A 13,949-nucleotide genomic window follows, 5' to 3' on the forward strand; every position below is an offset into this window, starting at 1 on the left:
AGGGGCGTCGTGACGGCTCTGGCCGGCAAGACGGGAAGGGAGCGCGCGCGCCGTACGCCCGGCAGCAAGCAATTCACGCAGCCGCTCAGGTTCTGAAAAGAGGTCCATCTCGGGGAGTGCCCATGTCTATTACGCTGCCGCATCTGCCTGATCCCGATCCGGACGACACCGGGCCTTTCGTCGTCATCGCCAGGCACCGCGCAATTCCCGGGACGGCGGGCAGGCTCGAAAAACGGATGTTGCTCGACCTGGCCAGCACGCGAGCCGAGCACGGGTGCCTCCAGTTCCACATCCATCGTGACCGAACGGACCGCGACCTCTTCGTGATCTACGAGGTCTGGCGCGATGTTGAGGCGCTCAAGAGGCATTTCGTCACGGACTATGTGCAGGCGTTCGTCGGGGAGAGCGCATCCTACGAAGCCGGCGATATGGACATTCAGTTCCTGACCATGTCGAGCCCTTACGCAGCGGGGCGGTGATGCGGCAGCGGGCGGACGGATCGATGCGGGCATTGAGGATATCAATCAGCGTCTGCGATCGATGTGCTGGCTGTCGGTTCCTTGGTGGGCATGGCCACAGACCGTGGGCGTGGCGCATCTCGCGCCGGGGCGTTCACAAGCGGGCAGACCCGGCCTGACGGGTCAGGCCGGATGCGCAATTCGACTGCAAATCGCAGCATTTATGATGTGAACGGAGCAGGTCAAGAATAGGATCGTGCCCGTTTCCGGCCATTTGTTCCAGGCAAGATCATGTCCGTCATAAGCGAGAGAGGAGGGCGCGTATCCTGCCTGGTCCACCACTCTACGCGGCATTGGATGGCATAGCCGCCACTCTGGCAACCGGGACGATCAAGCAAAGTCCGGCGCTACCGGGCAATGCTATTCTTCCTTCGATCAAGAATTTATCGAATATTTGAAAATAGTCGCGAGGCTTGCCCGGCGCGATTGCATTGGTTTTTCTCTTCTGTCCGGCGTTGTCATGTGGCCACGGGGCCACGATGGTGGCTCTATCTGCGCCCTCAAACCGTCGAACCGCCAATGATGCTTGATCTGATGTGAAACAGTTTGTCACACTTCCGTTACGAGCCAGTAAAAGTCTCGCCTGACAGGGGAAATATCATGCGACAGATCAAGACCATGATGCATGCCGGTATTGCGACGTTCGCGCTAACCACGGCGCTATGCAGTGCGCCTGCGTTCGCGCAGGCCGCGCCCGAAGAGACAGCCGCCACTGATGCTGCGGCGGGCGGGGACATCGTCGTCACCGGATCGCGCATCCGCCGCGATCCACTCGACCAGGCCTCACCCGTCATCACCGTCGATCAGGATGCGCTGGCCAAGACCGGGCTGACCTCGGTTGCCGACGTTCTTCAGCGGCTGCCGAGCGCGGCGGGCGGACTCAACACCAAGGTCAACAATTCGGGCAATCTCGGCAATCCGCCCGATGGCGGCGGTGTCGGTGCGGGCTCGTCCGAAATCGACCTGCGCTATCTCAGCGCCAAGCGCACGCTGGTGCTGGTCGACGGGATGCGCTTCGTACCCGGCACTGCCGGCAGCGGCATGCCATCGACGATCGATCTCAACACCATTCCGACCAACATGATTGCGCGGGTCGAAGTGCTCCAATCCGGCGCGTCGCCACTTTATGGTTCGGACGCGATCGCTGGCGTCGTCAATATCATCACCGTGGCGGAGCAGGAGGGCCTGCGCGCGTCGGCGCAGTTCGGCACCTATCGCCAGGGTGACGGGCACACCCAGGATTATCAGGTCAGTTACGGCATCAAGGGCGACGCGACCAACCTCGTGGTCGGCGCAAGCTATGTGAAACAGGAAGCGGTGCGCTCAAGCAATCGCTCGATCTCGCAATTTCCCAACCCCGGCCAGACCTCCTGCACCCAACCGATCGGCGGCTGCTCCAGCGCCGCGGTCAATGGCCGTTTTCTCGGCGATTTCGGCAACCTCACGATCGGCAATCCGCCCAACAACCACCCGACGCTCGCAGATTTGCGGCCCTTTACCGCTGCCGACCGATTTAACTTCGCACCGTTCAATTACATCTTGACGCCATCCGAGCGCTACGGCGCGTGGCTCAGTTACAAGCAGGAAGTGTCGTCGAATGTGAACCTGCGCGTGAAGATGCAATATAATCGCCGCAACTCGGAAAATCAGGCAGCGTTTGAACCGCTGTTCATCGGACCGGACGCCGGCAATGGCGCCGGCAGCCTGTTTGACACGCTCTCGATCGACGCCACCAATCCTTATAATCCATTTGGCTACACCCTGTCGGCCGGCAAGCCGGGTGAGGCGCCGCAGAATTACAGCTTCATTGCCCGTCGCCTGGTCGAGGCAGGGCAGCGCACCTTCAATCAGCGCGTCGACACGATGGTCGCGTCCGCCACGCTCGATGGCTCATTCCAGGTCGGCGACCATCACTGGTATTGGGATGTCAATACGGTGATCGGCTTCAACGATGCGAAGCAGAGCTTCACCGGCAACGTCAATGCTGCCCGCGTCGCACAGGCGGTCGGGCCGCTTTCGCAATGCACCGGCGCCTGCGTCCCGCTCAACCTGTTCGGCGGCGCAGGCTCGATCACGCCCGATCAGCTCGCCTTTATCGGCTTCACCCAGCGCGACCGCAGTTCGCAACAATTGTATGACTACACGGCCAATTTGAGCGGCGAGTTGCTTGATCTGCCGGGCGGCGCGCTCGCCTTCGCGATCGGCTATGAACATCGCGTCCAGGCCGCAAGCTTCGATCCCGATCCGATCGTTGCCGCCGGACTCAGCGCCGACATCCCCGCAAAACCGTCACGCGGCCGCTACAATTCGGACGAAATCTATGGCGAACTGCGCGTGCCGCTCCTCAAGGAAAAGCCGTTCTTCCAGTTGCTCGAGGTCGACGGGGCGGTGCGCCATGCCAGCTACACAATCACCGGCGGAAGCACGACCTATACCGCGACCGGATTGTGGAAACCGGTCAGCGACGTACTGTTCCGCGGATCCTATGCGACCGGCTTCCGCGCCCCGAGTCTTGGCGAATTATTTGGCGCTCGCTCGCGCTTCGATCTACCGGCGAACGATCCGTGCACCAGCGCGGACGGCGGCAAATTCCAGACCAACCCCATCGTGAAGGCAAACTGCATCGCCAACGGCGTGCCGGCGGGTGGTACTTATGAAGAACCTCAGGGCGGTCAGTTGCCCGTGCTGACGCAGGGCAATGCCAATCTGAAGCCGGAGAAGTCGCGCAGCCTGTTGTTCGGCGCGGTCTATTCACCGCAATGGGCACGCAGCGGCGGCGGCAGCCTGAGCGCGGAGGTCAATTATTACGATATCCGCGTGACCAATGCGATCTCGGCGGTTGATCCCACCCTCAAGCTGGAGAATTGCGCGCTGCGTGGCGACGCCGCCAGCTGCGCGCAAATTATCCGCACCCGGAACGGCTTCATCAACGAGATCGACGGCACGCTGCAGAATCTCGATGCCATCAACACCCATGGCCTGGATTTCACCCTCGCCTATCGCGCGCCACGCACGTCGTTCGGCACATTCGGCCTGGCGGTGAATGCCACCCGGCTGCTGAAATATACGCTCGCGGCCTCGAACGGCTTCGTGATCATCCAGCGTGCCGGTACCGAGCGCGGTAGCCCGGACCAGGCATTCCCCAAGTTCAAGGGCAATGCGACGCTTGACTGGTCGATCGACGGCTTCTCCGCTGCGTTTACCGGACGCTATGTGTCCGCCGTAACGGAGATTACTCCTGAAGGTGTGTCCCAACGGATGGATTCGCGCTTCTATGGCGACATCCAGCTCGGCTTCTCACCGTCCTTCATGGATCACCGCTTCAAGCTGACGGCCGGGGTGAACAATGTGTTCAACCAGGACCCACCGGGCTGCGGCAGCTGCAGCCTGAATAATTTCGATCCGACCACTTATGACGTGCCGGGCCAGTTCGGTTACCTCCGCCTGAGCTACGGGTTCTAGCAACCCGCCGGCGGATCGGATGGCTTCATCCGATCCGCCGGCAGTTTGTTCCCAGACGCGCGCGGGTCCTCGTGCTGCGCCAACCATCTCTGGGCGAGATATGGGACACCCTGTTGTCGCATATCTCCAGCGCCCGACCGGTGCGCCAGAACCGTAATATATCGATGAATATTCAATAGCTTGAATGGTATATTCCAAGTCGCTGCACGAAGTGTCGCGCGTTCTGGAATGAGGGCGCGGTGATCGGTTTCAACCGCGCGATGTTGCCGTTCTTCGTCAACGTCAACGGGCGTCGTGGTTATCGATCATGCTTGTTTCGAACGAAGCAGCCCTATCGCGAGCAGGCCCCAGCCCAGGACCATCGAGGCACTGCTGATGACGATCAGCGCCGAAACCAATCGCTCGGCAGGGGGTGTGGCCGAATAGCCGGCACCGGCAATTGGCAAGGCATCACTGGCACCCGTCGCGGCTGACAGCGTCAAAGCGATCCACAGGCCGTACATTCCGGTGACAAGCGTCCAGTGTGCAACACCCTTGAGAACTGGCGCGAGCGTGATTGTGGGCCAAACCAGGCCGGCAATCATGATCGCCATGCCGCTTTGAACCGCAGTGAGGTGAGCCGAAAGAGCCATTCTGGGATTCAGGAAGGAATGAACGGCGACTCCTTGCAGCAGTCCGAGCAGGAAAAGCACTGCTCCCGCAACCAGGAGCGACTTCCGAAATGATCCCGGCGTCATGCGCTTTTCCTCCGCTCGCTGGTTACCTCACCCAATACTATGCCACCCGCCCATGTTCAGGCGTCCTGCCTCGCCAGCCATTCCTCGAGCCACTTGATCGTATAGTCGCCATTCTGGAAATCGGGATCATCGAGCAGCGCCTGGTGCAGCGGGATGGTGGTCTTCATCCCCTCGATCACGAACTCCTCGAGCGCGCGGCGCAGGCGGCGCAGAGCGCCCTGGCGGGTGGTGCCATAGACGATCAGCTTGGCGATCATGCTGTCATAATAAGGCGGCACCTTGTAGCCGGCATAGAGCCCGCTATCGACGCGCACATTCATGCCGCCGGGCGCGTGGAACTGCTTCACCAGCCCGGGTGAGGGGGCGAAGGTGCGCGGATCCTCGGCGTTGATGCGGCATTCGATCGCATGGCCGCGGAAGATCACGTCCTGCTGGCGCAGCGTCAACGGATGGCCTTCGGCGATGCGAATCTGTTCGCGCACCAGGTCGAGCCCGGTGATCGCCTCGGTCACCGGATGTTCGACCTGCAGCCGCGTGTTCATCTCGATGAAATAGAACTCGCCATCTTCCCACAGAAACTCGATCGTGCCCGCGCCGCGATAGCCCATATCGGCCATCGCCTTGGCGCAGATATTGCCCATCCGCTCACGGTCTTCCTGGCCGAGCACGGGTGATGGCGCTTCTTCGAGTACCTTCTGGTGGCGGCGCTGCAGCGAGCAATCGCGCTCGCCGAGATGGATCGCATTGCCCTCGCCGTCGCCGAACACCTGAAATTCGATATGGCGCGGATTGCCGAGATATTTTTCCAGATAGACGGTTGCGTCGCCGAACGCGGCCTTCGCCTCGGTACCGGCCTGGAGCATCTGGGTTTCGAGGCTTTCGGGGTCGTTGACCACCTTCATGCCACGCCCGCCGCCGCCCGACGCCGCCTTGATGATTACCGGATAGCCGACCTTTGCGGCGATCTTCGTCGCTTCGCCGATGTCGCTGATCGCGCCGTCCGAGCCGGGCACCAGCGGCAGGCCGAGCGCACCGGCGGTGCGCTTGGCTTCGACCTTGTCGCCCATGGTGCGGATATGTTCGGGCTTGGGTCCGACAAAGATGATGTCGTGTGCTTCGACGATCTCGGCGAACTTGGCGTTCTCGCTGAGGAAGCCGTAACCCGGATGGATCGCATCGGCGCCGGAGATTTCGGCGGCCGAGATGATGTTCGGGATGTTGAGATAGCTGTCGACCGCGGGCGGCGGGCCGATGCAGATCGCCTGGTCGGCGAGCCGCACGTGCATCGCATCGGCGTCGGCGGTCGAATGCACGGCCACCGTCTGGATGCCCATTTCATGGCAGGCACGATGGATGCGCAGCGCAATCTCGCCGCGATTGGCGATCAGCAGCTTCTTGATCTGCTTCATGATGTTAGTCGACCACCACGAGCGGCTGGTCGAATTCGACCGGCTGGCCATTCTCGACCAGCACGGCCTTCACCGTGCCGGCGCTGGGCGCGAGAATCGGGTTCATCACCTTCATCGCCTCGACGATCAGCAAAGTCGCGCCGGCGGCGACCTTGTCGCCGACTGCCACGAACGGCTTCGAATCGGGGTCGGACGAGAGATAGGCTGTACCGACCATCGGCGATTTGACCGCATTGGCGGCGGCAACCGGCGCAGCGGCGACATCGACCGGCGCTGCCGGCAGCAACGGCGCGAGAGCGCCGGGCGCGGACGGCGCGGCGCTGTAATGCACCGGCGCGGCGGCCGCAGCCTTGCGCGCGATGCGGATTTTGCGGCCGCCATCCTCGACCTCGATTTCGGTCAGGCTGGTGTCGTCCAGCAATTGTGCGAGTTGACGGACCAGATCGACATCGATTCGCATCGAGGCGTTCTGGGCATCATTCTGAGCGGCGGATTGTTCGTTTTCGGCCATGCGACCCTTATGCTCCCTTATTGGGCAGGCGTCCTGTCAGAGACGGGCGGCGGCTTCAAGCGCCAGCAGATAGGAAAGCGCGCCGAAGCCGGCGATGGTTCCCCGTGCGACCGGCGCGATATGGCTGCGATGGCGAAAGGATTCGCGCGCGTGCGGGTTGGACAGATGTACCTCGATCACCGGTGTGACGATCGCCTTGATCGCATCGCGGATCGCCACCGAGGTATGCGTGTACGCGCCGCCATTGAGGATTACCGCCTTCGCGCCTTCGGCTTGCGCCTCGTGCAGCCAGTCGACCAGATGGCCTTCATGGTTCGACTGGCGCATGTCGATCTTCAGATCGAGGTCGCGCGCGCGATCCTCGAGCTGGCCGGCAATGTCGTCGAGCGTGTCGGTGCCGTAGATGTCGGGTTCGCGCAGCCCCAACAGGTTGAGGTTCGGACCGTTGAGGACGTAGATCGTGTCGGGCAAGGGACCGGGCTTTCAGTTGCGGGATTGGCGATTGCGGGTTTGGCAGTTGCGGGTGCGGGCCAGCGCTTTCTATATGCGCAGGGCCGCGTGATCAAATTGCGCGTCGTTCCGGAGTAGCAATGACACATACCGACGGCACCGTCTCGATTCGCGTGAATGGCGAGCATCGCCGCGTCGTTGCCGGGCTGACGCTTGCGGAGCTTGCCGCCGATCTCGGGCTGGTGCCGGAGAAGATCGCGGTCGAGCGCAATCTGGAGATCGTGCCGCGCTCGACGCTCGGCCAGGTTCAGGTCGAGGATGGCGATGAACTGGAGATCGTGCATTTCGTTGGCGGCGGCATGGGCGCCTCGCGCATCGTACCGAACCGTTTTGCCGATGACAGCGCCGCAGGCCGCGCCTTTTTCACCGATGTGCTGGGCCTCGACCTCGCCATGGAACTGGATTTCATCTCGACCTATTGCGCGCCCGGGCATCATGGTGCGCAGATCAGCGTGATTGCCAATGACCCGTCAGGCCTGAAGCCGGATTATTCGGTCGGCGTCGATGATGTCGATGATTGCCATGCCCGCGCCGTCGCGCAGGAGCTGGAGATCGTCTATCCGCTCACCGACGAGCCCTGGGGCGTGCGTCGGTTCTTCGTCCGCGACACCGTGGGCGGCCTTGCCAATATCGTGGAGCACCGCACCTCATGACCATCCAGACGCCCATCTCCACCGCGAGCGCCGCCGACACCTGGACGGTCGCGGGCAAGACCTTCCGCTCGCGCCTGATCGTCGGCACCGGCAAGTATAAGGATTTCGCGCAGAATGCGGCGGCGGTCGAAGCGTCGGGCGCCGAGATCGTGACCGTCGCGGTGCGCCGCGTGAACGTGTCGGACCCCAATGCGCCGATGCTGACCGATTTCATCGATCCGAAGAAGATCACCTATCTGCCCAATACGGCGGGCTGTTTCGATGCCGAATCCGCGATCCGCACCTTGCGGCTGGCGCGTGAGGCGGGCGGCTGGGAACTGGTCAAGCTCGAGGTGCTGGGCGAGGCGAAGACGCTTTATCCCGACATGGTCGAGACGCTGCGCGCGTGCGAGATCCTTGCCAATGAAGGCTTCAAGCCGATGGTCTATTGCGTCGACGATCCGATCGCGGCGAAGCGGCTGGAAAATGTCGGCGCGGTGGCGATCATGCCGCTCGGTGCGCCGATCGGATCGGGGCTCGGCATCCAGAATCAGGTGACGATCCGCCTGATCGTCGAGGGCGCGAGCGTGCCGGTGCTGGTCGATGCCGGCGTCGGCACTGCGTCCGACGCGGCGGCTGCGATGGAGCTGGGCTGCGACGGCGTGCTGATGAATACTGCGATCGCCGAGGCGAAGGACCCGATCCTGATGGCGGCGGCGATGAAGGCCGGAGTCGAGGCCGGGCGGATGGCGTATCTGGCGGGGCGGATGGGCAAGCGTCGCTATGCCGACCCGTCCAGCCCGCTGGCGGGACTGATCTAGGTTTGATCGAATTATTACCGTCATCCCCGCGAAAGCGGGGATCCAGCTTCTTCTTCTTCTTCTTCTCCTTCTCCTTCTCCTTCTCCTTCTCCTTCTCCTTCTCCTTCTCCTTCTGAGTGTTGAGCAAGGTAGCGGGATCCCCGCTTTCGCGGGGATGACGGGTATGGTGTACGGCTGGAGCTCCTGCTCTCGTCACCTTGTAACCAGATGAGCCGTTGCAACGAAGTTCTTGTACGACCGACAAGAAGGGCTTCGATGACGCGCGCGCTCACGCTGTTGCTGATGCTGCTGTTTAGCGCGCTGAGCGTCAGTGCGGCCAACGCGGCAGCCGCGCCGATGGACGCCGTGTGCGATCATTCCGCCTCAGGCTCGTGCGATTGCTCGCAAGGGCCGGAGCGATGCCCTGACAGGATGCTGGTCGGTGCTTGCCAATCCTGTTGCTCTGCGATCCTGCCCAAACCGCTCAATATGAATGCGCGGGAAGGGACAGCCATCGCCGCGATTGGCACTCCGGCGACCGGTCTGGTTGCGCGCGCGCTGGCCCCGGAACCACCGCCGCCGCGAACCGCGTGAGACGATCCGAATTCACATCATTTCACATGGAGACATCTCATGATTCGTTTCACCAAAATCGCCATCGTCCTGTTTGCCGGATCGGCCAGCGCGGCATTCGCCGCGGCGCCCGGCGCAGTCACGGCGGCGTGTTGCGCGCTCGGCGTGTGCTGCGGCCTGCCGTGCTGCGGCTGAACGCAGCCGGGCTGCGGCCGAACGCGATTGCGTAAATGGGGGTGCCGGGCGAAAGTCCGGCACCCTTTTCGATGGGCTGGGAGAGCGGCGATGCGGCGTATAATGGTAATGGCGACGATGATGCTGGCGGCATGCACGGTAAAACCGGCGGACGGGAATGCCACCCAGGCGGCATCTCAGGCATCACCCAAGGAATCGGCCCAGGAATCGCCGCAACCATCGTCAGTGTCGATCACGGCGGACGACGGCGTCAAAATCTTCGCGCGGCTCTACAAGACCGAAAAGCCGAAGGCGCTGATCCTGCTGTTTCACCAGGCCGGGTCGGGCAAGGGCGAATATGCGACGATCGCGCCGCGTCTGAACGCTGCCGGTTATGAAGCGCTGGCGATCGACCAGCGCTCCGGCGGTGAACTGTTCGGCGAGAATGAGACCGCGCGGCTGGTCGGCAAGGATCCCGGCTATCTCGCGGCGCAGCGCGACCTGCAGGCCGCAGTCGACTGGGCGAAGACGCAGAAGCTGCCGGTGATCCTCTGGGGCAGCAGCTATTCCTCGTCGCTGGTTTTCCCGGTGGCTGCCGCCAATCCCGGGCTGGTCAAGGCCGTGCTGTCCTTCTCGCCGGGCGAATATTTCGACGACAAGACATTGATCCGCACTGCGGCGGCGAAGGTCGCCGTGCCGGTGTTCGTCACCTCGGCGCAGGACGCGGCCGAGATCAAGGACGCCAGGGCGATCTTCGACGTGGTGCCGGCCGCGGGCAAGGTCCGCTACGAGCCGAAGGACGGAGGCGTGCATGGCTCGTCGACGCTGATCGCCGCGAAGAATCCGAAAGGGGTCGAGGCGAACTGGGCGGCGGTTCTCGCCTTTTTGAAAGGCGTGACGGGCTAGGGTTTGCGCACCAGCCATACGCCGGCGCCGTTGCAGGCCGGGTCCTCGGCGACATGTGCCATTTCGATCAGGCCGCGTGCCGCGAGCGCCGCGCTGTAATCGGCCGGGCCGAGATCGGCATGATAAAGCGATCCGCTGCGATAATCGGATGACGCGCTGTCGCGATCGGCCTCGGCGCTGAACAGCAACCGCCCGCCGGGTTTCAGCCAGTGCGCGGCGCGCCCGGCCATCGCCGCCTGATCGGCGCGCGACAATTGGGTCAGGCTGCTCCAGGCAATCACGCCCTCGAATTTTGCGTCGATCTCGACGGTGCGCATATCGGCATGGATCCAGGCCTCGCGTGGAAAACGGGTGCGGGCGAGGGCGATCATCGCTGCGTCCCGGTCGACGCCGGTGACATGCAATCCCTGATCGATCAGATAGCGTGCGATCGGCTCTCCACCGCCGCATCCGAGGTCGAGTATCGCGCTACCCCGGGGAGCGCCGCCTTGAACCGGTCGAACCAGAGGCGCGCCGGAAACGATGGCGGATCGCGCTCAACCATGAGCAGATGCGCCGCCGTCATGCGCCGCGCCGGGAACCGCCCCCACGCTCATCCGTTCTTCCCCCAAGACCCGAAACCGTTACCCCCGACGACAACGGTCTGATTTCAGGAGATTATCATGGGCGAGCTCATCGACAAGATCAAAGGCAATGTGAACGAAGCCATCGGCAAGGCGAAGCAGCACAGCGACAACCCCGACACCAAGGCCGAAGGCGCTGCGCAGGAGCTGAAGGGCAAGGCGCAGCAGACCGCCGGCAAGATCAAGGGTGCGCTCGGCGACGATATCTGATCGTCGCGATTGCCTGATCATGAAGGGCCGCTCCGGGCAACCGGGGCGGCCTTTTCGTGTGGGGGTGGTCGGTCCCAACTGCGGGTGGTTGCCCCGCTTCAGACCCGTAACTCTTCTTTGCTTCCCCGGCGAAGGCCGGGGCCCAGTGGAGGAGCATCCGCGGTGAGCGAGACGCCTGTTAACTCCTGTCTTCCGACTGGGCCCCGGCCTTCGCCGGGAAGAGGATATATTTTCGAGCGAGATATCCGCTCAATCCGCCCAGTTACTTGCGTAGTGCCGTGATCGTCGTCCCTGCAGTAATCACCTCGATATCGGTCTTTATATGCAGCAGCCGCACGCCGCTTTGCGCCATTGCCCGATCGAGCGCGGGAGCGAACTGGGCGGTTTCCTCCACTGTCTCCGCCCAGCAGCCATAGGCCCGGCCGAGCGCGGCGAAATCGGGGTTCTGCAGGCGCGTGCCGGAAATCCGCCCGGGATATTCGCGCTCCTGATGCATGCGGATCGTGCCATAGGTGCTGTTGTCGATCACCAGCACCAGCATGTTCGCGCCGTGTGCGACGGCGGTAGCCAGTTCCTGACCGTTCATCAGGAAACAGCCATCGCCGGCCAGCGCGACGACCATGCGGTCGGGATGGCGCAGTGCTGCCGCGGTCGCGGCCGGCACGCCGTACCCCATCGCGCCGGCGGTCGGGGCCAGCTGGCTGGTCGGGCCGGCATAACGCCAGTAGCGATGCCACCAGCCGGAATAATTGCCCGCGCCATTGCAGATGATCGTGTCGGCCGGGAGTGTCTCGCGCATCGTCGCGACGCACGGGCCGAGATCCATTTTGACGTCGCGTGGTGCAGGGGTGGACCAGGCAAGCCATTCCGCATGTGCATCCGTGCCCGTCGATCGCGGCGCGAGATCAATCGCGTGCACCGCAGCCGCGAACTCCGTCATCCCCGCGCAGAATGCGAGATCGGCGCGGTAGGTCTGGCCGAGCTCGTTCGGGTCGGGATGGACATGGACCAGGGTCTGGCCCGGATGGTCCGGTGTGACCAATGTATAGCCGTCGGTGGTTGCCTCGCCGAGCCGTGGGCCGACAACCAGCAACAGGTCGGCTGCTTTCACGCGTTCGACCAGCTTCGGGTTCGGGCCATAGCCGAGATTGCCCGCCCAAGCCGCCGACTCGTTGGCAATCGCGTCCTGGCGACGGAACGCGGCCGCGACGGGAATACCGCTGCGTTCGGCCCAGGCGGCGAAGTCGCTTGCGGCCGCCTTGTCCCAGCCGGCGCCGCCAATGATGGCAAGCGGCCGTTCGGCGTTGCCGATCATTCCGGCAAGGGCACGCAACTGCGCAGGGTCGCATGCCTGTACCGCGCGCTCGACCCGCGGCCGATCCACCGCCGCGACCACATCGAGCAACATGTCCTCGGGCAGTGCCAGCACCACCGGCCCGGGGCGGCCGTTCATCGCCGTCGCATAGGCGCGCGCGATATATTCCGGGATGCGCGCCGCGTCGTCGATCTTGGCGGCCCATTTGGCGATCGGAGAGAACATCGCCTGGAAATCGATCTCCTGGAACGCCTCGCGATCCTTGGTGCCGCGATCGACGTCGCCGATGAACAGGATCATCGGCTGCGAATCCTGCATCGCGACATGTACGCCGATCGAGGCATTGGTCGCACCCGGCCCGCGCGTGACGAAGGCGATCCCCGGTCGGTTGGTCATCGCGCCGTCGGCGCACGCCATGAAGCCGACCCCGCCCTCCTGCCGGCACACCACGACATCGATCTCGGGGCTGTCGTGCAGCGCGTCGAGCACCGCGAGGAAGCTCTCGCCCGGTACGGTGAAGATACGATCGCAACCCTGTGCGATGAGCTGATCGACCAGGATGCGGCCGCCGGTACGGGAATTCGTCATGCGCGGTTTCCTAACCGCAGATGCGCGCATTTGCTATGCGCGAGAGGTGCAAATTTATGCGCGATGCCGCGCCGGCCGCATCCGAGGCGCATATCGAGGCTTCGCCACAACCGAGCGTTGATCTGTCGGGATTGCTTACAGTGCGGGTCGGGCGGGATGGTGCGTTAACCATCGACTCGCCCGGTTTTGCGTGGGGTGTCAAAGCTGGCACGCCCACTGCATAGTCTTGAGTACGCCGAGCGTTTCACGCTTCAGCTGGGCGGGCCCGAGCTTCATTCCGATCTCGCCGGGCCCGCCCGCACCCGGCCTCACCGATTCCATCAGAGCATCATCCGGTGCGACACGCTCGCTATCCGCCGTTTGCCTCTAGCTCAGCCGGTGTCTATCCCGTTCGGCCAAGGGGTTGGCATAAATTGGGGAGCAATTGCCCCGTCCTTGTGCTCCCGCGAAGGCGGGAGCCCAGACTGGGTCCCCGCCTTCGCGGGGACACAAGCTTCCTTGTAAAAAGGGATAAGCACCGCGCGAATCCGGGCTGCCGAAGCCCAAGCGGTGCGCATGCCTCTTCGACAGGCTCAGGGCGAACGCTGGTGGGCTGTCCAGCTCGAAACCACGATGGTCAGCCCGGGCGCTTATTCCGCGCGCGCGACGCCCTGGTCCTCGATCAACTGCTCGAGCTCGCCGGATTCGTACATTTCCATCATGATGTCCGATCCGCCGACAAATTCGCCCTTCACATAAAGCTGCGGAATGGTCGGCCAGTCGGAAAAGGCCTTGATACCCTGGCGAATGCCCTGATCCTGCAGCACGTCGACGCTGTCGAACTGCACGTTCAGATGCTGCAGGATCGCGATCGCGCGGCTGGAAAACCCGCATTGCGGGAACAACGGGCTGCCCTTCATGAACAGCAGTACGTCGCTCTTGCCGACCAGGTCGGCAATACGGGCCAAATCGGCGGATTGGGTGGAATCGTCGGTCATCGTC

The 13,949-nt window shown here is 63.3% G+C and carries 14 protein-coding genes and 1 pseudogene; 8 read left to right on the top strand and 7 right to left on the bottom strand.

What is annotated here, in order from left to right:
* Positions 1-122 precede the first annotated feature (122 nt).
* Together H3Z74_RS03450 and H3Z74_RS03455 are read left to right on the top strand one after the other, a co-directional pair.
* Positions 123-479 (top strand): putative quinol monooxygenase, encoded by a 357-nt coding sequence (locus tag H3Z74_RS03450; protein ID WP_187762609.1) that lies wholly within the window; start codon positions 123-125, stop codon positions 477-479.
* A gap of 639 nt (positions 480-1,118) precedes the next feature.
* A complete protein-coding gene (locus H3Z74_RS03455; protein ID WP_187762610.1) occupies positions 1,119-3,980 on the top strand; it encodes a TonB-dependent receptor domain-containing protein in 2,862 nt (953 codons plus the stop codon).
* A 305-nt stretch (positions 3,981-4,285) separates the two neighbouring features.
* Here the strand turns inward: H3Z74_RS03455 and H3Z74_RS03460 are convergent, their stop codons facing one another.
* From H3Z74_RS03460 to aroQ, 4 genes are read right to left on the bottom strand one after another with little or no spacing between them, the layout of a single operon-like run.
* Positions 4,286-4,717, bottom strand: a complete 432-nt coding sequence (locus H3Z74_RS03460; RefSeq protein ID WP_187762611.1) for a hypothetical protein — start codon at positions 4,715-4,717, stop codon at positions 4,286-4,288.
* 56 nt (positions 4,718-4,773) lie between these two features.
* On the bottom strand, positions 4,774-6,126 hold the full coding sequence (accC, locus tag H3Z74_RS03465; RefSeq protein ID WP_187762612.1) for an acetyl-CoA carboxylase biotin carboxylase subunit: 1,353 nt from the start codon (positions 6,124-6,126) through the stop codon (positions 4,774-4,776).
* 4 nt (positions 6,127-6,130) lie between these two features.
* Positions 6,131-6,637 carry an acetyl-CoA carboxylase biotin carboxyl carrier protein gene (gene accB, locus H3Z74_RS03470; RefSeq protein ID WP_187762613.1) on the bottom strand — a complete coding sequence of 169 codons (507 nt, stop codon included), beginning with the start codon at positions 6,635-6,637 and terminating at the stop codon, positions 6,131-6,133.
* Between the two features lie 36 nt (positions 6,638-6,673).
* On the bottom strand, positions 6,674-7,108 hold the full coding sequence (gene aroQ, locus H3Z74_RS03475) for a type II 3-dehydroquinate dehydratase (protein ID WP_187762614.1): 435 nt from the start codon (positions 7,106-7,108) through the stop codon (positions 6,674-6,676).
* Positions 7,109-7,227: 119 nt separating this feature from the next.
* Between aroQ and thiS the strand changes: the two genes are divergently transcribed.
* The 5 genes and pseudogenes from thiS to H3Z74_RS03495 all read left to right on the top strand — a co-directional run bounded on the left by thiS (position 7,228) and on the right by H3Z74_RS03495 (position 10,232).
* A complete protein-coding gene (gene thiS, locus H3Z74_RS24820) occupies positions 7,228-7,800 on the top strand; it encodes a sulfur carrier protein ThiS (RefSeq protein WP_261300211.1) in 573 nt (190 codons plus the stop codon).
* Positions 7,801-7,829: 29 nt separating this feature from the next.
* Positions 7,830-8,600, top strand: a pseudogene (locus tag H3Z74_RS03485) (bifunctional sulfur carrier protein/thiazole synthase protein); the annotation flags it as partial.
* Positions 8,601-8,855: 255 nt separating this feature from the next.
* Positions 8,856-9,173, top strand: a complete 318-nt coding sequence (locus tag H3Z74_RS03490; RefSeq protein WP_187762615.1) for a hypothetical protein — start codon at positions 8,856-8,858, stop codon at positions 9,171-9,173.
* A gap of 39 nt (positions 9,174-9,212) precedes the next feature.
* Positions 9,213-9,347, top strand: coding sequence for a hypothetical protein (locus tag H3Z74_RS24590; RefSeq protein WP_261300210.1), 135 nt, complete (start codon positions 9,213-9,215; stop codon positions 9,345-9,347).
* Positions 9,348-9,437: 90 nt separating this feature from the next.
* Positions 9,438-10,232, top strand: coding sequence for an alpha/beta hydrolase (locus H3Z74_RS03495; RefSeq protein ID WP_229726857.1), 795 nt, complete (start codon positions 9,438-9,440; stop codon positions 10,230-10,232).
* Here H3Z74_RS03495 and H3Z74_RS03500 read toward each other — a convergent pair.
* Positions 10,229-10,756 carry a class I SAM-dependent methyltransferase gene (locus tag H3Z74_RS03500; RefSeq protein ID WP_326838811.1) on the bottom strand — a complete coding sequence of 176 codons (528 nt, stop codon included), beginning with the start codon at positions 10,754-10,756 and terminating at the stop codon, positions 10,229-10,231. The genes H3Z74_RS03495 and H3Z74_RS03500 overlap by 4 nt on opposite strands.
* 138 nt (positions 10,757-10,894) lie before the next feature.
* Here H3Z74_RS03500 and H3Z74_RS03505 point away from each other — a divergent pair, with 138 nt between their 5' ends.
* Complete coding sequence (locus tag H3Z74_RS03505) at positions 10,895-11,065, top strand: CsbD family protein (protein ID WP_187762616.1); 171 nt, start codon at positions 10,895-10,897, stop codon at positions 11,063-11,065.
* Between the two features lie 262 nt (positions 11,066-11,327).
* On the opposite strand, the gene H3Z74_RS03510 is transcribed toward H3Z74_RS03505, so the two are convergent.
* Together H3Z74_RS03510 and grxD are read right to left on the bottom strand one after the other, a co-directional pair.
* On the bottom strand, positions 11,328-12,968 hold the full coding sequence (locus H3Z74_RS03510; protein ID WP_187762617.1) for a thiamine pyrophosphate-binding protein: 1,641 nt from the start codon (positions 12,966-12,968) through the stop codon (positions 11,328-11,330).
* A 629-nt stretch (positions 12,969-13,597) separates the two neighbouring features.
* On the bottom strand, positions 13,598-13,945 hold the full coding sequence (grxD, locus tag H3Z74_RS03515) for a Grx4 family monothiol glutaredoxin (protein WP_187762618.1): 348 nt from the start codon (positions 13,943-13,945) through the stop codon (positions 13,598-13,600).
* Positions 13,946-13,949 lie beyond the last annotated feature (4 nt).

Origin of the sequence: Sphingomonas alpina, from assembly GCF_014490665.1 — a bacterium.
Lineage (GTDB): Bacteria > Pseudomonadota > Alphaproteobacteria > Sphingomonadales > Sphingomonadaceae > Sphingomonas > Sphingomonas alpina.